Origin of the sequence: Brevibacillus sp. BD137 (assembly GCF_041644655.1) — a bacterium.
GTDB classification, from domain to species: Bacteria; Bacillota; Bacilli; order Brevibacillales; family Brevibacillaceae; genus Brevibacillus; species Brevibacillus brevis_D.
The window spans coordinates 115,257-139,929 of the sequence record NZ_JAOTNO010000010.1; the positions used below are offsets into that span (position 1 = coordinate 115,257).

The window sequence follows — 24,673 nt, forward strand, 5'->3', positions numbered from 1 at the left end:
CCCACTGTGTCGCTGTTTGACAAGCGATTGTCTGAGATACATAGCGCTCTGCGCGCAAAAGAGATTTCGGTAACGGATCTGGTGCAGGCTTCCATCGCTAGCATCAAGGAGCATGACGGAGAAATCAAATCCGTCCTGCATGTAGATGAAGAGGGAGCCTTGGCTCATGCCCGTCAATTGGACGAGCGTCTAGTCAAGGGAAATGAGGAGCTGGGTCTTCTCTACGGCTTGCCAGCCGGACTGAAAGACAACCTGGTTACAAAAGACATTCGCACGACTTGCGCGAGTAAATTTTTGGCGAACTACGATCCTGTCCATGACGGGACGGTTTCCAAAAAGGTGAAGGATGCCGACTCGGTTATCGTTGCGAAGCTGAACATGGACGAGTTTGCGATGGGCGGCTCCAACGAAAATTCCGGCTTTTTCCCAGCGAAAAACCCGTGGAACACCGACTACGTTCCGGGAGGCTCTTCTGGTGGCTCAGCGGCGGCAATGGCTGCACGTCATTTTTACTTCACACTTGGCTCTGATACAGGTGGCTCCATCCGTCAGCCTGCTGCTTTTTGTGGCGTTGTCGGCTTGAAGCCTACATATGGACGCGTCTCCCGTTTCGGGCTGGTTGCGTTTGCGTCCTCGCTGGATCAAATCGGGCCTGTGACGAAAAACGTTGAGGATTCCGCCTATGTGCTGCAAGCGATTGCGGGACATGATGAATACGACTCTACCTCTGCCAATGTGGACGTACCGAATTACTTGTCCGCATTGACTGGAGACGTAAAAGGTCTGCGTATCGGGGTACCGAAAGAGTTGATCGGAGAAGGGATTGACCCTGAGGTTCGCGATGCTGTTTTGGCAGCATTGAAGCAGCTGGAGAGCATGGGTGCTACATGGAGCGAGGTTTCCATGCCGCACACGGAATATGCAGTGCCAGCTTACTACCTCTTGTCTTCTTCTGAAGCTTCGTCCAACCTGGCTCGTTTTGACGGCGTTCGATATGGTGTGCGTGCAGACAATGCGGCCAACCTGATCGAGCTGTACAAGGAATCCCGCAGCCAAGGCTTTGGTCAAGAAGTGAAGCGTCGCATCATGCTCGGAACCTACGCGCTCTCGTCTGGTTATTACGATGCTTACTACAAAAAGGCGCAGCAGGTGCGTACCCTGATCATTCAGGACTTCAACAGCATTTTTGCTGACTACGATGTCATCCTGCACCCAACGACGCCTTCTACGGCTTTCAAAGTAGGCGAAAACGTAGATGATCCGGTGAAAATGTATCTGGAGGATATTTGTACCGTTCCTGTAAACCTGGCTGGTTTGCCAGCAATCAGCGTGCCGTGCGGATTCTCCAAAAACGGTTTGCCAATCGGTTTGCAGATCGTAGGTCGTGCATTTGACGAATCCACCGTATTGCGCGTAGCCCATGCGTATGAGCAAACCGCAGGCTTCTACGGGCGCAAACCGGAATGGGTGAGGGGGTAAGAGCATGAGCAAGTACGAAACCGTCATCGGCTTGGAGGTTCACGCCGAGCTATCGACCAACAGTAAAATCTTTTGCGGCTGCCCGACTGAGTTTGGTGCACCGCCGAATACACATACATGCCCGATCTGCTTGGGACATCCAGGTGTACTGCCTGTAACGAACAAGCAAGCGGTAGAGTTCGCGATGAAAGCAGCTCTCGCCCTCAACTGCGAGATTTCCCGCGAGACCAAGTTCGACCGCAAGAACTACTTTTATCCGGATTCCCCAAAAGCGTACCAAATCTCGCAGTTTGACCAGCCGATCGGCTACAATGGCTGGATCGACATCGAAGTAAACGGTGAGACGAAGCGCATTGGGATCACTCGTCTGCATTTGGAAGAGGATGCGGGCAAGCTGACGCACAGCGATTTTGGTGGAGAGTCTCTCGTAGACTTCAACCGCGTCGGGGTACCGCTCGTCGAGATCGTTTCCGAGCCGGACATCCGCACACCGGAAGAAGCACGTGCGTATTTGGAAAAGCTGAAAGCGATCATCCAGTACACCGAAGTATCTGACGTTCGCATGGAACAAGGCTCCCTGCGCTGCGACGCCAACGTATCGATTCGTCCGTATGGTCAAGAAGAATTCGGAACCAAGGCTGAGCTGAAAAACATGAACTCCTTCCGCAACGTGCAAATGGGCTTGGAGTACGAGGTACTACGTCAAACGGAGGTAGTTTCTTCCGGTGGCAAGGTCGTTCAGGAAACGCGACGTTGGGATGAAGCGAACAAGAAGACGTTGACAATGCGTTCCAAAGAGGAAGCGCACGACTATCGTTACTTCCCAGACCCGGATCTGGTTCGCATGCAGATTTCCGAGGAGTGGATTGAAGCGGTTCGCGCAACCATTCCAGAGCTGCCAGATGCTCGTCAGGCACGCTATGTGAACGAGTTTGGTTTGTCTAAGGATGATGCAGGAGTCATTACGATCTCCAAGGAGACGGCTGATTTCTTTGATGAGACGGTGAAAACAGGAGCAGAGCCGAAGTCAGTAGCAAACTGGCTGATGGTTGACCTGTTGGCACACCTCAACGCCAACAACCTGGTGTTTGCTGATGTGAAAATGACACCAAAAGGCTTGGGTGAGATGATCAAACTGATCGAGGACGGAACCATTTCCTCCAAAATCGCCAAAACCGTCTTCAAAGAGATGGTGGAAACCGGCAAAGAGCCGAAGCAGATCGTCGAAGAAAAAGGACTCGTCCAAATCAGCGATGAAGGCGCTCTGCGTCAAGTCGTCGTCGATGCGGTCAATTCCAACCCACAAGCCGTGGCAGACTTCAAGTCCGGAAACGAAAAAGCAGCTGCTTTCTTCGTTGGACAGGTCATGAAGCAAACCAAAGGGAAGGCAAACCCGGGAATGGTTAACAAGTTGATTCAGGAAGTATTGAACAGCCTGTAGGGCAAAACATACGACAGCACTTTCTCTGTAAGGGGGAGGGTGCTGTTTTTTTGTGTTTTGATCTATGCTAAATAGTGGGAAAAAAGTAAGATAGAATGCATAGCTATCATCATAATTGATTAGGAGAAATGTTCATGACACAAAATTGGAAAAGTGCGACGGCTGCTTTTGCTGTGACAACCATGCTGCTGGGAACGGGTTCGCCGGCTTTTGCTGCAAGTCCGGAAATGATCTTGAAAAATGCTGAAAATCCATCCAAAGGACAAGTCAAGCTGCCTGCTCGTGCGGTAGAGATTGTCGCTGCACTGGAGAAGCTGGAGCCTGCTTTAAAAGCTCTGACGCTCCGAGAGGTCGTTATTTCTGATTACGATGAAAATCAAGTGGATTTGTATATAAGCCATCCTGACGATACCGAAATGAGTGCATATCTGCTTTTTGATCGTCAGAGCGGTGAATTACTAGGTTACGAGGCTTCAGAATTCATTTGGGACGAGAATGAAAAGGTAACGGACGGAGCCATCGTGCAAAAAGCTGAGAAAGCTGTGCAAGAGTTGCTCGGAGAAAAGAAGCGAAACATGACAGATGCGCCTCAATTGTCAAAAACGGTATACGGTGAAGAACAGTCGTTTATATACCCGAATGTGTACTTTCCGATTCTGCTAAATGGTCTGGAAATAGACCAAACGCGTTTTGGTATCGAGGTTGAAATGGATTCAGGCGGCCATTTGTTGGGCCTATCTTTTCAACCGCTCGATTTGACGGGTATACAGGTTGCTGATCCGAAAAAAGCTGTGGCAAAAGAAGAGATTCAGAAGCAAATATTTACGCCCGAACGCCTTCGTTATGGCTATGTATGGGAAGGAACAGATGGGAAACCCGGTATCGAATATACCATGAGAACGTCGCCTGTATTTGATGCATTGACGGGAAAGCAGATCGAAATAGAATGGAGAGCAGAAGAAGGGGATGGAGAACTCCATACACCTGATATCAAGGACATTTCTTTGAAACCCCAAGGAAAGCCATTCATTGCAAAAGACGCAACCGATCAGCAGATTTTAGAGAATTTGTTTGAGGTTGATGCCAAGAAGTTGTATACAACCTATCGAAAAGATGAACAGCAGGGCGAAATCACTTATGATTGGTCGAACCCTATCGACTTTAATCGGGCCTCTATTATGGTGAACAAAGTGACTGGCGATATCAGTGGATACGTAAATTTGGCACATATCGAAAATCTCTCAGTGCCCCTAACAAAAGAGCAATCCTTGCAAAAGGCGATTACCTTCCTGGAGCCTTATGCTAAAAAAGCTGAGTGGCAAGTCGAAATGTATGAGGAAATCAAGAAAGTTGACAAGAAATCCGTCAAGCAGTATGGCTTTTTATTTCTCGAAAAACAAAATGGGATACCACTTATGGAGTATTCCTACGGAGTAGTAATTGATCCAAATAACGGACAAGTTATTGAATTCATGGCATCAGTTCCAGCAGAGGATCGCAAATATCCTGTGCTCAAACCATCTGTAACAGCCCAACAGGCAGCAGAGATTGTTTCCAAACAGGTACCGGTCAGGTTGACCTATATATGGCCGAGATCAGGAGAGAAGAATGCACCCATTCTCGTTTACAAACTCGATACCAGCAAAGGCTGGCCAACTGTAGATGCCGTAAACGGATCGTTTAAATGGGGAGAGTACGAGGATTAAGAAAGAAGGAGGAGATTTAATGAAACGAAATGGAAAACGCACAGCAATCGCGTTGACAATAGCAATGATGTTGCCAGGAACAAGTGGAACAGCCATGGCTGCAAGTCCTGAAATCCATCCTAGCCACATTGCATCTGTTACAAAAAGCGAGGAAAAGCTCCCGGAGCGGGCCACTCAGATCGTAGCTGCTTTAGAAAAACTGGAGCCTGCATTGAAAACGTTGACGAAACGAACGATTGTGAAAAGTGAGATGGATGAAAATCTGTTAAACCTCAATCTGGAAAGTCCCGAATCCAATGACATGAATGCCATTGTTGTCTTTGACAGAAAAACAGGTGAGTTGATCATGTACAGCGCCAGTTTGCATATTTGGAAGCAAGGGGAAATTGCGACAGACGAGGTTATTTTGCAACGGGCAGAAAAAGCAGTGCTTGAGTTATTAGGGGCAGACAAAAGAAAACAAGCAGGCTCGCCTACATTATCCAAAGCTGTTAACAAGGAAGACCCTGAAGATTTGACTGATAACTCCAGAATATACCGCTCCGTTTATTATCCAGTTGAACTAAATGGGCTGGAGATATTGGGGAATGGGATGGGCATATACGTGTCGACGGATTATGCTGGTCATATCTTGGGTGTATCCAGTGAGCTACTTGATTTGAAAGAGACCAAGGTCCCAGATCCGAAAACGGCACTGACAGAAGAAGCTGTCAAAAAGCAGTTTTTCACTCCTGATCGTCTTGAATTGGGCTATGTGCTGGAAGGGAAAGATGCCAAGCCAGGCATGCAATACTTATGGATGAATAACGCTTACATCGATGCCGTGACAGGAAAGCAGATTGACTTCACTCATGGAACTGAATTAGCCGGGAATGGAAAAAGAAATCCTGACAACCTGAAGAATATTACGCTATCGCCAAAAGGAGAGCCGCTTATTGTCAAAAGCAGGGCAGATGGAGAAAAAGTCGTCGCGGGCTTGTTTGACGTGGATACGAAGGTGATGTTCACAGAATACTACACAGGAGAAGTTGATGGTGAGATCATACATTCCTGGAGCGATGAGTTTGGGTATGGAGACGTATCCATTTCGGTGGATGCTTCTACGGGAGCGGTCACTAGTGCGGATATTTTTATGGAAACAAAAAGCTTGCCTGTTCCCTTATCGAAAGAAGAAGCCTTGAAAAAAGCAATTTCCTTCATCGAGCCATATGCCGCTAAATCCTCTACTGAATGGCAGGTTGAGATATTTGATCCATATAAACAGCCGAAATTAGCTGATTGGATGATCGCGTTGAATGAAGGAGAGGGTGAAGAGGAGGAGGACACAGGAACAGGAACGTATACCTTCATTTTTTATGAATTGCACGATGGGTTGCCTGTGTTCGACCGTTACTATTGGATGAAGGTTGATATAGAGAGTGGACAAGTATTTAGTTTCATTGTGAATTTGCCGGAAAAAGAGGGTACTCTTCCCATCTTGAAGCCATCCGTAACGGAGCAACAAGCTGCTGAAATCGTAGCCAAAAATCTCCCTGTAAAGCTGTCCTACTTCTGGCCAACCTACAAAGGCAAACAAGCTCCTTTTCTCACCCTTGTCTATACGGTTGACAAGAGCAAGAGCTGGCCTTACGTAGATGCTGTAAAAGGCACACTTGAATGGGGCGAATACGAGGAATAATTCGAACGAAAAAGAACGCAGCTTTTCTGACTGCGTTCTTTTTTCTATCCCTTTTATGTGGATGCCTGATTTGCAGTAAGTCCCGTTTGTATTTGTTCCAGTACCGATACGGCAGCACGTTCATTTCGCTCAATCGCCTGCAACAACGCAATAGCCTGCTTGCCCTTCTCCGCATCGTTCGGCTCGCCCCCAGCCGGGAATGGGAAGAGCTTGCTTAACGTGTCAAAGCCATCGGCAATCGCCCCGTACAAGCCAGCTGCTTCTTTCATCAGCGGACGAACCTCATCAAACACAGAATCTGTCCACGTATCAACGATCTCGCTCCAGAAAAGAGAGGCGTAGCGACGTGCATCTCCGTTCACCACGGTCGTATACGCGTTGCCATTCGGCTCAACCGTTCCCTTTTCATAGGCCTCCTGCCAAGCAGCATAGGCGGCTAGACCATTGACACAGCTCGGGTCCTGCGGCTCTTCCCCACGATAATGAACGAGTGCAGATTGGAGAGCATTTGCGAGCATCGTACGTTGATCAATCGAAAACGCACGGTCGATGGCAAGGACAAATAACTCCTCGACGATACCCCGCCCCAAGTTTTCATAGGGAATGGTGCTGTCATTTCGGCAGTTATCTCCTGCGTAAAACACTCTTTTTTCATCATCATAACCGTAGATCAATCCGAACTCTGGCATGAACAGATCCCAAGCAAGCACAGCATGCCCTTTGTCGATGGAGCGGTGAACCAGCTCCAATGCTTCTGGCAGGAGGACAGACAGCTGACGCTTCTGGCGTGCTTCCTGGCTGAGTAGCGAAGGTTCTACTTGATTGGCATTCATGCTTGGTTCGCAGGAAAGATGATACGAGGTGACGGCACGAGATTCGAAGCCCATGTTTTTCAAACCCTGCTGCAAGACTCGTTGAAAATGAAACATTGTCGGGCCCGCAATATGGATATTTCCAGGGACGATCGTCAGGCGAAAGGCATGGCCGCTCAAGCCAAGGATCATTGGCAAAGACATTTTTCGTTCGGTCGATTCTACCATTCCGTATAGTGCCGCTGCGCAAGTAACCCAGGTAGGCATCGTGAATGCTTCTGGTTTATTCAATACTGCTTGTTTCATACTCCCCGCAACCTTTCTCGTCTTCATGTATTGATCAACAACGACACGAGTTTTTTCCTGAATCAGTTTTTTGCGAGAACGGGATAGCACTTGGTAGACATTCGCCTGGGACATCTGGAACATGTGGGCGATCTCATGAGGGGACAAATGGTCAAAAAAGTGAGATTCCACAATACGTCTCTCCCGAGGATTGAGGCAGTACAGCAAGCTCCTGATCGTCTCAAACAGCTCACGCCGCACCATGACCTCTTCGGGATTGGTGTCCTGCGCAGAGTGTGACCAAGATCGTCCCAGCCTGTGCAGGATACTATCGAGATACTCCCAGTCAGTCGGTTCCTGCTCATGTGTTTGTTTGCCTATACTCGAGAAGACGGTTTCCCTTTTTTGCGGCCCCTTCGAAAGCCGTGTGTACGCCTGATTGCGCACAATCCGATGCAGCCAAGGAAGGAAACGTCGGCTGTCCACCAGCGTTCCCAGGTGCAAAAAGGCGCGAATGAGAGCATCCTGAACGATGTCTTCGGCAAGAAAGGCTTCTTGTGTATACGACCGTGCATAGCCGTATACTTTGGAGCGATGACGCCTGACCAGCTCGCTAAACGCCTCCTGATCTCCGGCTTTTGCCTGCTCTACCAAAGCCTCGTCTTCTATCTGGGTGTGTTCCTCATGAGTCTTAGGCCTGATTATCAAGTGATCCATCGCAAAAACTCCTCGTGATTTGTTGATTTACTGTGTAGACTTCTGGTTCAGGGATTTTCTGACACGGGATGCGAAAAAAATTTTGGAGTTTTTTAACCGATACTTTTAGTTTAACAGAAAGGTGAAGTTCCTTATGATAGCAGAAGATTTATTTATGCTTTAGGCAACGGAGCTACGGATAAAGGTGATATGTATTTGCTAAAATGTTATGACATGTTCTGGTAATTAGAGAGCGCTGTGGCAAGTATTTTTGTCGCAGTGTTTTAGGAGGGTAGCATGAATAAATTTATTGGAGGGGTAGTATTTTCTCTTTTAACAGTGCTTATTTCTGGGTGCAATGAAACTCAACCAGTTAATACACCAATAGAGGCAACGCAAGAATCCCAAAAAGCACCTTCACAGATATGGATTCAAGCGTATTTGTATGGGTCAAATAAGCCACAACCCGAATTAATTGAAACCAGCCAAGATAAACAAATTTACAAATGGATAAATGAAGGGGAAAAAGACCAGCAAATTACAGTTAGTAAAATTGATCGAGTCTATCTCCTTCATTTTGAATTTGTGAAAGATGGCGAGATTGCAGAGAGTCAAAACTATTTGTATGCTATTACTACTGACAGTAAACTATATGCCAAACAAGTGGTAGTGAATGAAAAGTATAACTTTGATAAGTATGATAGTAGTAAACTTTCTATTTTAATAAATGAAGCAGGAATTGAAGGATGGCAAGAATTGAAGTCTGGTGTAATTAATAATGAAGTACTCCCCAACTAAGTTAATTGAACTCACTCTGTTTTTGCTCAGACAGGGTGAGTTCAAAAATAAAAGACAATCTATTAGGTTATTCATGGGTGTGTTTGTGATATATTGAAATAAATGTATGTATGTACTATAATTTCCTTCTGAATATTATTAGGGGGAGTAGAAATGATAAAGAAAATCTCTTCAGTTGCAATTATTCTTTCACTACTTATATTTGGTGTTTCTGATGTTGTTGACGCTAAACGTGGTGGAGGCGGGAAAAAGAGTCATAGTTCTTATAAAATCAGTAAAAGCAAGAAAAAATCAGTATCTAAACCTAAATCATCTCAAAGTAAACCAAAATCTAGTCAATCTGTGAAAAAGAAAACAGAAAATCAGAAAGATAGTAGTAATAACAAAACGAAACCGAAACAACAAGCACCTCTTCCTAAAGTCCTCTATATTGCTACAGATAAGGGATATGTTTTTGCAAACCCGAACGTAGAATCAAAAGCAATAACTTCGCTACCGAAGGGCACTCCTTTAACGCCGAAGAGCATGACAGGAGTATGGTATCAAGTTAGTTTTACCCAGAATAATCAGTTAGTATCTGGTTATGTTTCTAGCAATATAACCTCTACTTCTTTTATTCCTCTTGATACAAAATTACAAATTGATCAACCACAAAATGAGAATATAAGTAAGCCTCCAGTAAGCAGAGAGGTTCAGGATAGAATTCTTCAAGGTTATATTGAAATGTTTAAAGCAAAACCATCAGCAGTAGAACTTGTGGTTGGCAAAAACGGCGCAATAGCTTATGGACATCCGAATGATCGAAATAGTGCAGTTTTTGCTAATTTAAAAAATGGTACTGTCGTGAAAAGTGATTATCTATTTGCGGGATGGTATCAGGTGTATGTAACTATCGGCAATGAAGTAGCAATTGCATATGTTGATGGCAAGGATGTTTCAGTTAACACCCCGAAATAAAATACGCAATTTATTAGCAGACTTTGCTGAAAAGCGAAGTCTTTTTTTACTGGAATCTTTTTTTAGCTAGTACTGGACGATTGCTGCTGCTAATGGTAAAGACTGGGTACACGATGATTGGGGGCTATATCCATGAGGGAATACTTACGTAGTGCAAAGGGTGTCAAAAAACGAACCGACCGATTTGTAACAATTTCCACTCTCCCCTATAATGAACGTACAGGAAGAAAAAGGAGGATGGGAGTACATGAAGCTCATTTCTGTTGCAGGAGAAAGTGTGGCACCTGGAAAGGGTGGTTCACCGTCTGATACATTTGATCGTTCCATTTCTACGTGGCAAGAAAACGGCCAAGAAAAAACAATAACCGTTACCTATGTGCGTTATTTTGGCAAAGTGCTCGCTGAGCGGGGCATTTACGATGAAGAGGCAGAAGGTGTTCCTGTTAGCCATTTGGTAGCGACGCTGTTTTTAGAAAATCATCCTGAGGCAAAAGAAACCCGTCATTATATTAACGATACGGAAGCGTTCGTCGCGCTGTTTGAAGGCTTTTCCCTGACCAAGTGGAAAGAGCGTTATCCGCTGTAGGATACGAGAGTTACCGTTTTTAAAGTCAAAAGATTCTGATTCGCCAAAGACACATACAGGTAACTTTTGTAAGGGCATGCTAAGGGCAACCAATTATTGGAGGGAATTAGCATGTTTTCTATTTGGTTGCCACTGGTGATGACGTCTTCTGCACTTGTGTTTGGTGCAATACCTTCGCATGTCCCTGCGACTATGATTTCCTCGGCGGCGTGGATGGTTGCTGTACAGGAGTTTGACGCGTTTTTGCAGGACTGGAAAAAAGGGCAGACGCTTGCGAATCTGCGTCACCCGCTTTTTGACCTCACGGGAGTGTCAGCGGTGTCAGGAATGATGGAGATCATCCGTTTTTCGGGAGAGGCCCACGGACAAGCGGGAGAAATCACTCTTTCGTTTTACACACTGGAAGGCGACAAGGTCTTTTCGCCCCCAGGCTCAGTGTCTGTCGCGCGAGTCGATGGGAAGCGGCGGGAATTTCAGGTCACTGGCGCCATACCCCGGGTTTTGCGCGGGCGGACGGGTGTCGTACAGGTGACGTTTATGGGAGAAAAGCGGGCGTCGTACTTACTGAAGGTACGATTCTAGTGAAAATACGGGAGAGGAGGGGCTGCTGTTGATTGAGGTCAAGGATGTTAGCAAGCGATTTAAGGAAATCGCAGCGGTCCAGCATGTATCGTTTCGGGTCGAGGCAGGCGAGGTTTACGGACTTCTCGGCGAAAACGGTGCGGGTAAGACAACGACGATGCGCATGATGGCGACGGTTTTGAGCCCGACCGAGGGAGATATCGAGATTAGCGGGTTTTCCGTTCGGCAGCAACCGCTTGAAGTGCGCCGCAGAATCGGCATTTTGTTCGGGGGAGATGTGGGTCTATACAGCCGTTTGACAGCGCGGGAAAATATCGCGTATTTCGGTCGTCTATACGGTTTGGAGCAAGCGAGGCTTGAGGAGCGGATTCACAGTCTTAGCCGGATGCTTGAGATGGACGCTTTTTTAGACAGGCGAGTGGGTGCCTTTTCCCGGGGAATGAAGCAAAAGGTAGCGATAGCCCGGACGCTCGTTCACGATCCCGATGTCATTTTGTTGGATGAACCGACGACAGGACTGGATGTAACGGCTGCCACAATCTTTCGAAGAATGGTCGGAAAGCTGCAAGAAGAGGGGAAGACGATTCTGTTTTCCAGTCACAACATGGGCGAGATTAACAAGCTGTGCAAAAGAGTTGCGCTCATGCACAAGGGTAAGCTGCGGTTCGCCGGGGGCTTGGATGCTTTACGTGAGGAGTTTGGGACAGAGGATCTGGACGACATTTTCATGGCTGTCGTGGAAGGGAGCGAGGGCTGATGGGCTTACATGTCGTTTGGACCGTATTGAAAAAAGAGCTGATGGACTTGTTTCGCGATCGCAAGGCGTGGATGGGGACACTACTGGTGCCTCTGCTTGTCATTCCGTTCGTCTTCTTTTTACTGGGGACGTCGTATAGCAATGTGGAAAAAGAAGCGAGGGAGTACATCCCGTTAGCCGTTCAAGGATCATCTTCATTGATTGCTGTTTTGCAAAAAAATCCCGCTATACAAATCTTGGAACCGTCCAATCCGGAACAAGCACTGCAAGCAGGTCAGCTACGCGCTATTTTGACAATTCCTGCTGGCTTCGATGAAGAGATCGCGGCGGGTAAAACAGCGCAGTTATCGGTTGCTTATGACTCAACCAATCAAAAATCTGTCTATGCCCGTACGTTGATCGAGCAGACAGTAGAGGCTTACAGCAAGGAAGTCGTAGCGAAAAGGTTGAACCAAGCGGGCTTGTCTGAGCAGACGATTCAACCGATTGTCTCCACCTTTCAAAATACAGCCTCTGAGGAAAGGAAGTCGGGAGGGATGCTGGCTGGCATTATTCCGTTGATGTTGGTAGTCTCACTCGCATCCGCAGGAATGGCCGCAGCGAATGATCTCGTCGCTGGTGAGAAAGAGCGGGGAACGCTCGAATCGCTGTTGACGGCGCCGATTGCAGCCCAGCACATCCTCACGGCAAAGCTGTTGGCTGTCATGACGATGAGTACCATGGGGGCAGTAGCATCGCTAATTTCTGTCACCTTGGCCATGCGTCTGGGACCGATGGCGACGGAAGGAGATCATTTTACACTCGCGTTCTTCTCGCCTGTCACTTTGGTGGTGCTGATCGTGACTATTTTGTTGTTGGCGGCTCTTTTTGCAGGGTTGGAGCTAGTTTTGAGTACGATTGCCAAATCTTTTAAAGAGGGACAGACGTACATGAGTGCTGTCCTATTTTTGGCTATGGTCCCCTCGTACATGCTGATGCCAGTCAGTCCGGTCGACATCCCTGCATATTATTACGTGATGCCTGTGTTCAACGGCGTCGCACTGTCCAAGGAAGTGTTTTATGGCAAGGTCGACCCGATGCATGCGCTTCTGGGGATTGGCTCCCTGCTTGTCTATGTCGTTTTCACTATTTTTCTCGCGTCGCGCATATTCCGCAGAGAAGGAGCGGGGTTAAAGCACTGACCACGGAAATGAACCTGCCCTGTTGCTTCTTTTGTCGCTGTCATTTCGAGAAAGCTGGTGAAATGTTGTGAATCCGCGGTATGTCGGTGTGCTATATATTTTCGGATCGGCTGCTGGCTTTGGCGTCATGTCTATTTTTGCTGTGTACGCCTATGAAGCGGGTGTGTCAGTTTCGACGCTCTTGTTTTTGCGGTTTTTATTGGCGACTGCCCTGTTTTTTGGTTTGTTGCTCTGGCGCAAGGAGTCACTTCGCTTGGACAAAAGACAGGTGCTCGCGATGTTTTGTCTCGGCGGGATTTTGTACACGCTGCAATCCCTTAGCTTTTTCTCGGCGGTGCAGTACATCCCGACCTCAATGGCGGCCTTGCTGCTGTATACATTTCCGGTGTTTGTTGCCATACTGAGCTATTTCGTCGAGAAAGAGCGGCTGACGAAAAAGACTGTCATCGCCATGCTGATTACACTCGTCGGTCTTGGACTGGTGCTCGGCTTGTCATTTGGCGGGATTCAGCCAGTTGGCGTATTGTTGGCTCTTGCTGCGGCGCTGTTTTATTCCGTTTATATTGTGGTGGGGAATCGGGTGGTAAAAGGCGTTTCGTCCTATGTAACATCTGCGTACATCGCCCTGTTTGCTACTATTTCTACCTTTTTCATTGCGCTAAAAGACGGAGGGGTCGAACTGTCTTTTGCGGTGCAAGGGTGGTGGGCGCTTTTGGGGATCGTCATTTTTTCTACGGTGGTCGCCATCAGTTTTTTCTTCCGCGGCTTGCAACTGATCGGGTCAACCAAAGCGTCGGTGCTAAGCACGCTGGAGCCTGTTGTCACGTTTGGGTTTTCGGCGTTGTTGTTTGGCGAAGCGTTTAGCTTGCTTCAATTGTTGGGGGGATGTGCAGTGCTTGTCGGTGCTGCGCTGATTGTTTCGGGGAAAGGCGGGGAGCCAGAGCTGGCACCCATGCAGGCTTCTTCATAAAGCTATACCCAAAAGACGCTCTTGCTGTGAGGCTTCATGTGCAGGAGCGTCCATTCTATTTATGTGGCCTGATCAGGATTCGTGCATCTGTGACCGGATTAACCAGCCCGCACCGTACACACCCGCATCATTACCGAGTGCTGCCGGAACGATCTCTGTGGACTCGATAACGTAGGTGAAGGGAACGAAGCGTTTGAATGATTCGCGGATTCGGGAAAAGAGGAAATCACCTGCTGCGGCCACGCCTCCACCGATCATAAACTTCGCGGGATTGAGCACATTCGCCAAATGAGAGAGAGCGAGACCGAGATAGAGAGCCACTTGATCGATAATCGCGAGAGCCGCTGTGTCTCCTGCTACGGCTGCCTCGAGGACATCCTTCGCTGCAATGTTTCCTTTGGTGGCTAGTACAGCAGCAAGCGCCGGGCTTGATCCATTTGTAGCGGCAAATCGCCCTTCACGAATGATGGCAGTCGCCGACGTATATGTTTCGAGACAACCTGTTTTGCCGCAATTGCAAGGGGCACCGGTATCCGGGGTCATGGTGATGTGACCGATTTCGCCGCCCACACCGTTAATGCCATGGATGACCTCTCCATTCAAAATGACGCCTCCACCTACACCTGTACCGAGTGTAATGAGAACGAGGTCTTGTGCACCTTGGCCTGCACCTTGCCACATTTCCCCGAGGGCTGCGACATTGGCATCGTTGTCGACCGCTACCGGCAGACCTGTAAGGGCTTCCAATTTTTCCTTTAATAAAACGGGTTGGCGCCAGTGAAGATTCACCGCTTGGAAGACGATTCCCTTCCCGCCATCGACGGGTCCGGGTACGCCTACACCGATTCCGCATACTTGTGAAAGAGAATAGTCATGCTGGGCAAGAAGATCATGAGACATGTCTACGATTTTTTGCAAAATGCCATCCTCGCCGTCCGCAACTGGCGTCGGTTCTTGCATTTTTGTAACAAGCTCGCCGTCTGGCGTAATCAAAGCCATCTTGATTGCAGTGCCACCCACATCTACTCCCACGATGATCTTCTTCACAAGCGTCTCCCCTATCTCCCTGTTTTCCATCTTTTTCTATCTTATCACGCTATATGGAGCATAGCGATTCCCAAAAATGGCTATACAGGATATGATGGAAGAGAGTACCCCCGTGAGCGAGGGAAGGAAGAAGGGATCTGCCTTGAAACGAGCCAGATTAATCTACAATCCAAGCTCCGGCCGGGAGATCGTGCGTCGGCGATTGCCGGAAATCCTCGATTTAATGGAGTCGGCCGGATATGAAACTTCATGCCATGCGACCAGAGGGGAAGATGATGCGACAGAAGAAGCTGCTCGTGCAGTAGCTCGCGGTTTTGACGTCATCCTGGCCGCTGGTGGAGATGGAACCATATATGAAGTAGTCAATGGGATGGCAGAGCACAAAGCACGTCCATCTCTTGGAATAATCCCCTGCGGAACGAGCAATGATTTTGCCCGAGCGGTCGGTATACCGAAATCGATCACACGAGCAACGGAGATTATCACCAAGGGCAAGAAAAAACGTATTGACCTGGGACGCATCAATAACCGCTATTTTATGAATATCGCGGGTGGCGGCTCGCTGACGAATTTGACCTACGAGGTCCCAAGCAAGCTGAAAACGCTAATCGGACAAATGGCATATTACGTCAAGGGATTGGAGAAGCTGCCGTCGCTGCACCCGATCCGTGTTCGTTTGGAGAGCCGCAAAGAGGTGCTGTTGGATGAGGAAATCATGGTGTTCCTCATCGCCAATAGCCGATCCGTAGGCGGCTTCGACAGGCTCGCCCCAGATGCTGACTTGTCAGACGGCAAGCTGGATGTCATCGTCGTGAAAAAGATGAATATTGCGGAGTTTATTCGCTTGGCGACACAGGCAGTTCGCGGCGAGCACTTAAAAGACCCGAACATCCTGTATTTCCAGGCAGATTATATCAAAGCCACTTCGCCGGGCGGAGAGAAGGTTCAGCTCAATCTGGACGGTGAGCTTGGCGGACAGCTGCCTTGCGTGGTGGAAGCATTGCCGGGGCATATCGAGTTGTTCGTCCCGTAAGAAGATAGTAAAATGAATAGCAATAGCCGTGGGGATGCCGCTTTTCGCTGTGCATCCCTGCATGTTTCCTGGAGCGAAAACGAAAACCTATAGAGCAAGATAAAAGGAGCAATAGATAGTGGCGAAGACAACAAAGAAGCGGCGCGGTCCGCACCCGACAGCCAAAGTGGAGCTGGACGTCCCTGTACGTGTCGGACAAACCGTGGAAGTGGAGATAACCGGACTGAACCACGAAGGAGCAGGAGTCGGCCGGATTGAAGGATATACGCTGTTCGTGGATGGCGCACTTGCAGGAGAGCGAGTTCATGCGCGTGTCGATCATGTAAAGAAAAACTTCGGCTTTGCCAAGCTGACAGAAGTAGTAGAAGCGAGTACCCATCGCTTCCAGCCGCCCTGTCCGCTGTACGACCGTTGCGGAGGCTGTTCGTTGCAGCATCTCGCATACGAGGAGCAACTGCGACACAAGCAGCAAATCGTGCGGGACAACCTGCGGCGCATTGGCGGTTTCCAAGTCGAAGGGGAAGGCGCGATTACCGTTCACCCGACACTCGGCATGAGCGATCCATGGCGCTACCGCAACAAGGCACAAGTACCGATCGGCGAGGAAAACGGGGCATTGGTCGGCGGTTTTTACGCGGAGAAATCCCACTCGATCATCGACATGAACGAATGCCTCATTCAACATCAGGTGAATGATGAAGCGGTGGCAGTCGTGAAGCAGGCGGCGACCAAGCTGAATATCACGGCATATGACGAGGTTCGCCATTCAGGTTTGCTCCGTCATGTGGTTGTAAAGGTGGGCGTCAAGACGGGGGAAGTCATGGTCGTGCTCGTGACGACAGAGGAGCAGATTCCGCAACGCGATCAGCTGGTGGAAGCGATTCGTACACAGGTCGCTGGTGTGACGAGTATCGTTCAGAACATCAACCCGGACAAGACAAACGTTATTTTTGGCAAAAAGACCGTGACGCTCTGGGGCAGTGACGTAATTTACGATTATATTGGGTCGATCAAGTTTGCCATTTCGGCGCGGTCGTTTTATCAGGTCAATCCTGCTCAGACCGAGGTGCTGTACAACAAGACGTTGGAGTACGCGGGTGCGACTGGTACGGAGACGGTTATTGATGCTTACTGCGGTATCGGGACGATTTCGCTGTTTTTGGCGCAGAAGTCCAAGCATGTGTACGGCGTGGAGATTGTGCCGGAAGCGATTGCGGATGCGAATCGGAATGCGCAGCTGAATGGCGTGGAGAATGCGACGTTTGAGGCGGGGCCTGCGGAGGTTGTCATTCCTGCCTGGAAAGAGAAGGGCATACGGGCGGATGTGATTGTGGTTGACCCGCCGCGCAAAGGCTGTGATGAGGCGTTGTTGACGACGATTTTGGAGATGAAGCCGGAGAGAGTGGTTTATGTTTCTTGTAATCCTTCTACGTTGGCGAGGGATTTGAAGGTGCTGGCGGAGAGGTATGAGGTGAAGGATGTGCAGCCGGTGGATATGTTTCCGCATACGGGGCATGTGGAGGCAGTCAGTTTGCTGGTGAAAAAATAGAAAACAGAAAGGTGGCTAAACCTCTTGATACTTCTAGGGTTTAACCACCTTTTTTACTTATTTCATGAAGATTCTACTTACTTGAAATAAGGCATTGACCACATACAGATGCTTAATGGACTTTTTTTGTTAAGGCTCTGTTATCTTTAATTGTTGTTTTTCATTATTAAACTAACGGGCAGTTTACTGCAACATTCCATAATTTGTAACGTCCTGATTTATGGGGTTACCAGTTACGAAGCACAAAGCGAGTGAGAAGATATGCGAGGTCTTGAGTTTGCAGCAGAACATATCCAGAAGGTTACATCATAATAAGCGTGACAGCGAGGTGCTAAAGTTAACATTGGAAGGCGTGACTTTAGAGCAAGCCTTTCCTATGATTTTGGTTGGCTCTGTTTTGATGGATGGAGATAGTAGGCTGCAAGCGCTGGCAATTTTATCCGAAAAATATAAACAGCTTAGGAGGCGGTAATGCATGAACTCGCTAACGAAAGAAACGGTAGATGAATTATTGGCAGCAATGGACGCTTATAAAGTAATTGCGCAAGAACTAATCGACAAATTAATATTGGAAACGAATCAGCCTGAAAAATCAGAGATAATAAAAGGAAGTTACTACTTAATTTCAAATGCGGAATTACTAAACGATGGAGAACATTTAACCGGTAATTGGTACTTTGATGTTCATGGAGAACATTGCATGTTTGAGAATTTAGACACTGGACAAAAATTGGAGGTTTCTCTCGGGAATACAGACGATATTGGAAATGTTGATCCCTACTTTTTTTATGACTTCTTGAAATCAACTGAGAATTTTAAACACTTAATTCAACATTTTGAAAATCCATTTGGTGATATGTTGAATTTTTTTGAGGTATTAGAAAAGAGAAAAATACTTATGCATATTCACGGTGTTGAATACAGAAAGATTCTTCAGAATGAAAAATAATTTTGGTTCGTGAATAAGAGGACGTTAGACGAAGGGTGTTGATTAATTACGAAAAATCCAATAAGCAATGAAGCTGAAAGTGCAAAAAGCCACAATTATACTTCTGCTGAACGACGATAAGTTGTCTAGAGCTTTGAACACTGTTGATAAATTGTTGACGAATTGCTTCAGCAATACACAGACTCTAACAAAATAGAAAACCCAAATAAATAAGGATATTGCTATATAATTACAGTTTACATCAAAACCACTCCTGTTCCCGCATACTGGGCATGTGGAGCGTGTGGCACTGTTAGAGAATAAGAACAAATAGTGGATACGGATTGGCGTAGCAGAGGGACTTCCTCTGCTTTTTTGTCTGTTAAACGTCTCTAACTTACAAAAAAGCCGAGAGCTTAGTCCCAGCTTTTTGGCAGTCATGCATTAGTCATCCGATTCATCCTGAAGGCGCACTATAAAAGGCGTCCTTTTTTCTTACTCTTCCTCCTCAATGGGTTGATCCCAAAACTCAATTCCGTCATGTTCAATAAGTTGTTCCAGCAACTCTGTGAACGTCAGGTCTATGTCGATAGTATCGTCTGGTAGTATCGATCCAACCCATGTAAGGTAACCTTTGCCACTATGTATTCTGTCTTGATCCACACATATACAGCTATTTGAGATATCGCTCCAAACGATAGGATAGTAAGAATGGTCGATGCTGTAGGCTTTCCAGTACCCAATGACGAGTTCGGTACTTAGCACATCATAACCCCCAGAGTTATGCTTGGCGCTCTTGAATAGTGTTGCACTTTCGTAGTGGTTTAAAAAACTGACGTAGTCCTCTGGTAACTCAAACGATTTTAATTTCTCTTTTGTGTCTGTGATAGACTCGTTCGAGAAGTAGAATGTAAATTGATATTTCTCGTTTTTGATATGCACGTTCTCGTCCACACTTGTCTTCCTTCCCCTGATCTTACTAATGAGGGCTTCAAAAGGATTACTCACAGGATCCCATCCTTCAATGAGAATAGGGACTGTCAATTGAATGACAGACCAATTTTACATTAATTTCTTCGATAACTCCTCCACCAGTCAGTGACATCATCATGATACAGGATGTAAGAGTTGCTGTTCGGATATCTGAGAAGAGGAATCAAATTACTCATTTCATTCGGGCGGCTCTTTTATTGTCCTCTACAGAGCATGTATAGGCTTCTAATTAGACCCCACCCAGTGCCGAATGATTTACATTTTAATGTTGCGGCAGAGTGTACCCTCGTTTGCTCCGTACCAAATTATTTAAGAATTTGTTGTACGCACAAGGTCCTTTCTTAAAGTTACGCGCAGGATAGTTCAAAAGTTTTCGAGAATACCCTATATATGGGATTGTTTACGAAGTTCGTGAATAAGACGTTATGCGCCATTACCGGTAAATAGTAAAGATAATATTTAAGGAGATAATTTATGAAAGGTAAGATACTCTTATTACTTTTTATTACGATAATGTTGTCATCTTGTCAAAATATAAGTCAATCGACTATTTTGAACAGCGAAACTAAATCAATAATGAATTCTGAACTGCCTCCTGATGTAGTGAGTACAGGTAATGGAACAGAATCGAAAGAAATAACTGAAGGTCGATCAGATCCTTCTAACAATGAAGTGTTATCCATGAACATTGGGAACTATGATTTGACTGGAGAATTTTATGATGAAATGCTTCGAAATCCTATCGATCATGATTATGAAGTGGAATTTAATGAACTTCAAAATTCCAAAGAGATAATTACAACATTGGGATGGGGGGCTTTGGAAAGCAAATATACAGAGATTTGGGATAAAGAGTTGAATCAAATATATAAAAAGCTTCTTTCTAAGTTGGATAGAGAACCAAGAGAAGCACTAATTGAATCGCAGAAAGAATGGTTACAGTATCACTTAAGGGAAACAAAATTTGTAGAGAAGACATTTATTGATAATCGTTACCTTGGATCACAAGGATCGGTAAGCCTAGGCAGGGTTATACGGGAGAGAATTAGGGAAAGAACAATCCAATTATTTGAATATCGATATTTGCTAGATGGTGAAGTTGAGTTTTTATACCAAAGTAAAAAATAGAGTTGGAATCTTGATCAAAGGTTTTTAGGTGATGCTTCGAAGACAGTAACGGCGCATAACACTGGGGCTACCACCCCTACTGTCTACTCGTCACATGTGGAGTGCTGTACACTGTTAGTACGGAAAAATGAAAGCAAGAAGCATTGGTGTCTAGACCCTTCCTAAATGTGGAAGGGTTATTTCGTTGGAAAAGCATTCCCCCTACGCTCGCCTCGTAACAAAGGTTAAACATCCCTAGTTAGCATAATTTTTAATCCTAATTTACCTACCTTCGTTTTCTTATATTTTCCTGAAAATATTTTATTTTCAAAAAAATCAAAAGATTGTTGACAGTCAGAAAAATACAAGCTATCATTACCAGTATATACCATACATTCGCGAATATGGTATAAATACAAATTTATCGGAGGCATTATTATGAAAAAAATTACTGTGCAAAAAACCGAGCCTGTAAAATTGACTTCAGTTGCTAACACAATGTACGACTGCACATGTATGGAAGCATAAAGATTTGTCAGTAACATGGAAAAGTGGGGCATTTTTGCCCCTCTTTTTCAATTATGAAGATAGCATGACAACATCCGGGAGGAAAGTCATGAACGAAAATCGGATGATCCAATTACACCCGTTAACATTTCTGGAGGATAAGCAAGGAGTCCTGATTGGGCGGTTTGGGACGGATACGTTTGCTGTTTTTCCTGAGGATGGAGCAGCACTTGTACGAAAACTGCAAGAGGGCATGGGGGTTGCCGAAGCGCATTCCTGGTATCAAGATACCTATCACGATGAAGTGGACATGGATGATTTTTTGCAGACATTGCGTGACCTGACATTTATTTGTGATGTTGAGGAAAAGGAAACGAAAGCGCAGAAAGTATCGGGGCAATGGTTGGGTAAGCTAGCTTTTTCCCCACTTGGTTGGCTGATTTATGCTGCCATCATAACCTGTGCCTTGTGGTTGTTATACCAATATCCACAGATTCGTCCGGGTCGACAAAGCATCTTATTTTCCGAATACGCCATGGTGATTTTTCTTGGCATGACGATCGGTCAGATTCCAGGGATCTTGTTTCATGAAATGATGCACATGCTTGCCGGACGAAGACTGGGTATCCCGTCAGAACTAAGTATAGGCAGAAGAATGTACTTTTTGGTCTTCACTTCTTCCATGCCAGGTATTTGGGGATTCCCAAAACGAAAGCGTATTCTTCCATTTTTAATTGGAATGTTCGGTGATATTTTGTGGTATTCCTTATTGGTGATCGTTGCTGGTGCAATTTGGATAAATACAGGTGAGAAGACAATCATAGCTGCCTATTGTATGGGACTAGCATTTACAACACTGTTGCGTTTCTTCTGGCAATTTTATTTTCATCTTCAAACAGATATCTATTATTTAATGATTACGATGTTGGGGTGTGTAAATCTTCAGGAGGCTACACGTTCCTATTTGAAAAATATATGGTATGGACTAATTGGAAAGAAGAACAAGATGGTCGATATGTCCAAGTATACGGAACGGGATCAGCAGGTAGCGAGATGGTACAGCTTTTTTTACGCAACTGGCTGGATGATGATGACAGGAATGATACTCTATATGATTCCGGTCGCTATTCAACTTTTAACGAATATTTTTCTCTCCATATTTACAGGAGAAGATATGAAATTCTGGGATTCCGTTGTTTTCTTGTCTATAACGGGAGTTCAGTATGGAATTGTATTTTATCTATACCTAAAAGAGCGTAGAAACAAAAGGGAAATTCGGAATTTATCAATGGAACAGAGGGGATGAGTCGAAATGAAACAATCGATTACACACCAATGGCTGATTGGATCTCGACGCAGCGACCGAGAAAAGAAGTACTTGGAAGAGCAATACTCCACATGTTATGTCAGCAATTGTCATCGCAATCTCCGAGGACCCTATACAGGTACTGGTGACCTTCTGCGCCAGATTATTCCGGAAGCTTATTCGAAATGGCCAGACTTGATTTTATCACACTGCATCGAGATCTTATCCATAGCACCAGAACTGAAAGCAGTCATTCCTGCTAGTGTAGAAACACTTACCTCTCTTGCTATTCCGAAAGAGAGAACACGTTATTATTCGAAATTGCGTACACTTCGCATGTCGAATGGTTTGATCGATCTTTTATTGGCATTAGCGAATCGGGAACGAATGGGAAAATTGACCCTGGTTTTTGAAAATGTGCAGGCCTGTGATCAACTTGATGCAGAATTTATAAGTACACTTCTGCGTCGTGCGAAGTCTGACCTGATTCAGGTGATCGTAAGTTCAAGTGAAATAGCCGAAAAGGAAGCCCTGAAAAAGGCGTTACAAACGTATACGGAGCCTACTATTATTCTTTCTGATATCGAACAAGATAGGGGGATAGTAAATCTATCTGACGAACAGCGACTTGAGCTAACGAAACGATACATATTTTCTGACTGCACATCAGATTGTGAGCAGGAATTGCTTGCCTATGAAGCAACTCCTATTGAAATTCGTCAGAGCCTTCACGAAGAGCGGGCAGAATCTCTTAGAAAAGAAGAGCAGTGGTCACTGCACTTAGGCGCCATTCCGTTTCATCTGGAGCGCGGTACTTCTGAGAAATCAGCAAGCGAAGCGTTGTTTAAAGCAGTTAGTTATAGCATTAACATGGGTTTTTACGATGCGACTATCGATATGAGCCTACGTGGCCGGAAACTGACGAATTGGAGCAGCGAATTTGATAATAGCCGGTATTTTACAATGAAAATGGCTACGTCTCTGGCTGCATTGGGTGAAACTGATAATATACCGGCGCTTTTAGGAGAAGTGTACGCAAACACGGATGATTTTAGAGTTCATATGCAAATTTCATATGGATTTTCGATGTACTATACGAGGCATCACCGACAACGAGAACACGAGAAGGCGAGAGAATGGATACAAAAAGCCATTGATTTAGCAGAATTGATTGAAGATGAAAAAGAACGTGCATTTCAACAAGTATTTAACCAAAATGGATTGGCTTTAGTAGAGTTACATATGGATAATCCTGAAGAAGCGCTTCGATTGGTTACGGAAGGATGGCAAAGATTAAATCAGACTCTTGCTCCTGATGAACATATGTTGCATCGCTCGGTGTTGCTTCATAATAAAGGGCTGATTTACGTAGCTTTAAAAAGGTTTGAAGAAGCAGCTGAAACATTTAGCCAAGTGATACAGATTGACTCCAATTATCCAGAATATTACTTTGATCGTGGAAACCTTTATAGCCGAATGGGGCGAATGGATGAAGCCATTGAAGATTATAACCAAGCGATAAAGCTTAGTCCTCCGTTTCCAGAGGTTTATTTCAATCGAGCTACTGCCTTCAATCGTCTTGGAGATGTGGAGAAAGCAATGGCGGACTATGACTACTTGCTTGATATAGAACCCGAAAATCTTGATGGATTACTTAACAGAGCTACATTATTGTATCAAATGGAGAAATTCGAAATGGCCCGAAAAGATGCCCAATTCGGTTTAGAAATAGAGCCTGATCATGCGCGGCTCCTGTGTACACTAGGTTTAATTGAAATGTCGGATGGTAATAATGATCAAGCACTAAAAACGTTTACCGCTGCCCTAAACAAGGATAGGGAAATGATGGCCGCTTGGACAAATAGGGCTGTCCTGTACTATGAGATGGGGGAGTATGACAGGGCCATAGCTGATCTAACTGAAGCTATTGCACTAGAGAAAAATGCAACCGTCCTTTACAACCGTGCATGGGTCTATGAAGCACAGGAGGAGTGGCAATTATCCATTTCCGATTATACAGAGGCCTTAGCGTTTTCTGATGCAGACGAACAAGATATTTACTATCGGAGAGGTTTGTGTTTTATCAAAATGGGTGATAGGGAACTTGGCACGGAAGATTGGAACAAGCATCTCATGTTTGGAGAATCACCGCATGTGGATGAAATGATGCAACTGTTACCCTCCCTGTTCGTTTCGAAATAATGAAATATTTTGTGGACAAAGGACTCCCCATTTTGGGTTGCACCTTTTCCCCTGCATAGGAATAAGAAAAAGA

At 45.9% G+C, this 24,673-nt stretch carries 20 protein-coding genes; 17 read left to right on the top strand and 3 right to left on the bottom strand.

Going from position 1 to position 24,673, the window contains the following annotated elements:
• Window positions 1-6: 6 nt before the first annotated feature.
• From gatA to ODZ53_RS20570, 4 genes are all read left to right on the top strand, one after another.
• Window positions 7-1,479 carry an Asp-tRNA(Asn)/Glu-tRNA(Gln) amidotransferase subunit GatA gene (gatA, locus tag ODZ53_RS20555; protein WP_173605895.1) on the top strand — a complete coding sequence of 491 codons (1,473 nt, stop codon included), beginning with the start codon at window positions 7-9 and terminating at the stop codon, window positions 1,477-1,479.
• 4 nt (window positions 1,480-1,483) lie between these two features.
• Window positions 1,484-2,920: an Asp-tRNA(Asn)/Glu-tRNA(Gln) amidotransferase subunit GatB gene (gene gatB, locus ODZ53_RS20560; protein WP_012684435.1), complete on the top strand. Its 1,437-nt coding sequence runs from the start codon at window positions 1,484-1,486 to the stop codon at window positions 2,918-2,920.
• Window positions 2,921-3,054: 134 nt separating this feature from the next.
• The gene (locus ODZ53_RS20565) at window positions 3,055-4,626 is read left to right on the top strand and encodes a YcdB/YcdC domain-containing protein (RefSeq protein ID WP_372679609.1); all 1,572 of its coding nucleotides are present in this window, start codon (window positions 3,055-3,057) and stop codon (window positions 4,624-4,626) included.
• A gap of 19 nt (window positions 4,627-4,645) precedes the next feature.
• Window positions 4,646-6,304 (top strand): YcdB/YcdC domain-containing protein, encoded by a 1,659-nt coding sequence (locus tag ODZ53_RS20570; RefSeq protein WP_372679611.1) that lies wholly within the window; start codon window positions 4,646-4,648, stop codon window positions 6,302-6,304.
• A gap of 53 nt (window positions 6,305-6,357) precedes the next feature.
• Here ODZ53_RS20570 and ODZ53_RS20575 read toward each other — a convergent pair whose 3' ends face one another.
• Complete coding sequence (locus tag ODZ53_RS20575) at window positions 6,358-8,118, bottom strand: RNA polymerase sigma factor (RefSeq protein ID WP_372679613.1); 1,761 nt, start codon at window positions 8,116-8,118, stop codon at window positions 6,358-6,360.
• A gap of 276 nt (window positions 8,119-8,394) precedes the next feature.
• Here ODZ53_RS20575 and ODZ53_RS20580 point away from each other — a divergent pair, with 276 nt between their 5' ends.
• The 7 genes from ODZ53_RS20580 to ODZ53_RS20610 all read left to right on the top strand — a co-directional run bounded on the left by ODZ53_RS20580 (window position 8,395) and on the right by ODZ53_RS20610 (window position 13,928).
• A complete protein-coding gene (locus tag ODZ53_RS20580; protein WP_372679615.1) occupies window positions 8,395-8,895 on the top strand; it encodes a hypothetical protein in 501 nt (166 codons plus the stop codon).
• A gap of 153 nt (window positions 8,896-9,048) precedes the next feature.
• A complete protein-coding gene (locus ODZ53_RS20585; RefSeq protein WP_372679617.1) occupies window positions 9,049-9,852 on the top strand; it encodes an SH3 domain-containing protein in 804 nt (267 codons plus the stop codon).
• Window positions 9,853-10,099: 247 nt separating this feature from the next.
• A complete protein-coding gene (locus ODZ53_RS20590) occupies window positions 10,100-10,438 on the top strand; it encodes a hypothetical protein (protein WP_372679619.1) in 339 nt (112 codons plus the stop codon).
• Window positions 10,439-10,549: 111 nt separating this feature from the next.
• Entirely contained in the window at window positions 10,550-11,020 is a 471-nt protein-coding gene (locus ODZ53_RS20595) for a hypothetical protein (protein WP_372679621.1), read from the top strand.
• A gap of 28 nt (window positions 11,021-11,048) precedes the next feature.
• A complete protein-coding gene (locus tag ODZ53_RS20600) occupies window positions 11,049-11,777 on the top strand; it encodes an ABC transporter ATP-binding protein (protein ID WP_234126460.1) in 729 nt (242 codons plus the stop codon).
• Window positions 11,777-12,958 carry an ABC transporter permease gene (locus ODZ53_RS20605; protein WP_372679623.1) on the top strand — a complete coding sequence of 394 codons (1,182 nt, stop codon included), beginning with the start codon at window positions 11,777-11,779 and terminating at the stop codon, window positions 12,956-12,958. Before ODZ53_RS20600 ends, ODZ53_RS20605 begins: the two co-directional genes overlap by 1 nt.
• A gap of 67 nt (window positions 12,959-13,025) precedes the next feature.
• Window positions 13,026-13,928 (top strand): DMT family transporter, encoded by a 903-nt coding sequence (locus ODZ53_RS20610; RefSeq protein ID WP_372679625.1) that lies wholly within the window; start codon window positions 13,026-13,028, stop codon window positions 13,926-13,928.
• A 72-nt stretch (window positions 13,929-14,000) separates the two neighbouring features.
• On the opposite strand, the gene ODZ53_RS20615 is transcribed toward ODZ53_RS20610, so the two are convergent.
• A complete protein-coding gene (locus tag ODZ53_RS20615; protein ID WP_483862220.1) occupies window positions 14,001-15,005 on the bottom strand; it encodes an ROK family glucokinase in 1,005 nt (334 codons plus the stop codon).
• Window positions 15,006-15,117: 112 nt separating this feature from the next.
• Here ODZ53_RS20615 and ODZ53_RS20620 point away from each other — a divergent pair, with 112 nt between their 5' ends.
• The 3 genes from ODZ53_RS20620 to ODZ53_RS20630 all read left to right on the top strand — a co-directional run bounded on the left by ODZ53_RS20620 (window position 15,118) and on the right by ODZ53_RS20630 (window position 18,506).
• Window positions 15,118-16,008: a diacylglycerol kinase gene (locus ODZ53_RS20620; RefSeq protein WP_173605884.1), complete on the top strand. Its 891-nt coding sequence runs from the start codon at window positions 15,118-15,120 to the stop codon at window positions 16,006-16,008.
• Between the two features lie 118 nt (window positions 16,009-16,126).
• Entirely contained in the window at window positions 16,127-17,557 is a 1,431-nt protein-coding gene (gene rlmD, locus ODZ53_RS20625) for a 23S rRNA (uracil(1939)-C(5))-methyltransferase RlmD (RefSeq protein WP_372679630.1), read from the top strand.
• A gap of 475 nt (window positions 17,558-18,032) precedes the next feature.
• Window positions 18,033-18,506 carry a DUF6896 domain-containing protein gene (locus tag ODZ53_RS20630; RefSeq protein ID WP_372679632.1) on the top strand — a complete coding sequence of 158 codons (474 nt, stop codon included), beginning with the start codon at window positions 18,033-18,035 and terminating at the stop codon, window positions 18,504-18,506.
• 474 nt (window positions 18,507-18,980) lie between these two features.
• On the opposite strand, the gene ODZ53_RS20635 is transcribed toward ODZ53_RS20630, so the two are convergent.
• Window positions 18,981-19,493, bottom strand: coding sequence for an SMI1/KNR4 family protein (locus ODZ53_RS20635; RefSeq protein WP_372679634.1), 513 nt, complete (start codon window positions 19,491-19,493; stop codon window positions 18,981-18,983).
• Window positions 19,494-19,952: 459 nt separating this feature from the next.
• On the opposite strand from ODZ53_RS20635, the gene ODZ53_RS20640 reads away from it, so the two are divergent.
• The 3 genes from ODZ53_RS20640 to ODZ53_RS20650 all read left to right on the top strand — a co-directional run bounded on the left by ODZ53_RS20640 (window position 19,953) and on the right by ODZ53_RS20650 (window position 24,600).
• Window positions 19,953-20,606: a lysozyme inhibitor LprI family protein gene (locus tag ODZ53_RS20640; RefSeq protein WP_372679636.1), complete on the top strand. Its 654-nt coding sequence runs from the start codon at window positions 19,953-19,955 to the stop codon at window positions 20,604-20,606.
• Window positions 20,607-21,201: 595 nt separating this feature from the next.
• Window positions 21,202-22,398, top strand: a complete 1,197-nt coding sequence (locus ODZ53_RS20645) for a hypothetical protein (RefSeq protein ID WP_372679638.1) — start codon at window positions 21,202-21,204, stop codon at window positions 22,396-22,398.
• Window positions 22,399-22,404: 6 nt separating this feature from the next.
• Entirely contained in the window at window positions 22,405-24,600 is a 2,196-nt protein-coding gene (locus ODZ53_RS20650; protein WP_372679640.1) for a tetratricopeptide repeat protein, read from the top strand.
• The last annotated feature ends 73 nt before the right edge of the window (window positions 24,601-24,673 follow it).

Excerpts from the sequence above, each read along its gene's own strand:
- gatB (WP_012684435.1), top strand. The coding sequence starts at position 1,484 with ATGAGCAAGTACGAAACCGTCATCGGCTTGGAGGTTCACGCCGAGCTA.
- ODZ53_RS20565 (WP_372679609.1), top strand. The coding sequence starts at position 3,055 with ATGACACAAAATTGGAAAAGTGCGACGGCTGCTTTTGCTGTGACAACC.
- ODZ53_RS20570 (WP_372679611.1), top strand. The coding sequence starts at position 4,646 with ATGAAACGAAATGGAAAACGCACAGCAATCGCGTTGACAATAGCAATG.
- ODZ53_RS20575 (WP_372679613.1), bottom strand. The coding sequence starts at position 8,118 with ATGGATCACTTGATAATCAGGCCTAAGACTCATGAGGAACACACCCAG.
- ODZ53_RS20580 (WP_372679615.1), top strand. The coding sequence starts at position 8,395 with ATGAATAAATTTATTGGAGGGGTAGTATTTTCTCTTTTAACAGTGCTT.
- ODZ53_RS20585 (WP_372679617.1), top strand. The coding sequence starts at position 9,049 with ATGATAAAGAAAATCTCTTCAGTTGCAATTATTCTTTCACTACTTATA.
- ODZ53_RS20590 (WP_372679619.1), top strand. The coding sequence starts at position 10,100 with ATGAAGCTCATTTCTGTTGCAGGAGAAAGTGTGGCACCTGGAAAGGGT.
- ODZ53_RS20595 (WP_372679621.1), top strand. The coding sequence starts at position 10,550 with ATGTTTTCTATTTGGTTGCCACTGGTGATGACGTCTTCTGCACTTGTG.
- ODZ53_RS20605 (WP_372679623.1), top strand. The coding sequence starts at position 11,777 with ATGGGCTTACATGTCGTTTGGACCGTATTGAAAAAAGAGCTGATGGAC.
- ODZ53_RS20615 (WP_483862220.1), bottom strand. The coding sequence starts at position 15,005 with ATGGAAAACAGGGAGATAGGGGAGACGCTTGTGAAGAAGATCATCGTG.
- ODZ53_RS20630 (WP_372679632.1), top strand. The coding sequence starts at position 18,033 with ATGAACTCGCTAACGAAAGAAACGGTAGATGAATTATTGGCAGCAATG.
- ODZ53_RS20640 (WP_372679636.1), top strand. The coding sequence starts at position 19,953 with ATGAAAGGTAAGATACTCTTATTACTTTTTATTACGATAATGTTGTCA.
- ODZ53_RS20645 (WP_372679638.1), top strand. The coding sequence starts at position 21,202 with ATGAACGAAAATCGGATGATCCAATTACACCCGTTAACATTTCTGGAG.
- ODZ53_RS20650 (WP_372679640.1), top strand. The coding sequence starts at position 22,405 with ATGAAACAATCGATTACACACCAATGGCTGATTGGATCTCGACGCAGC.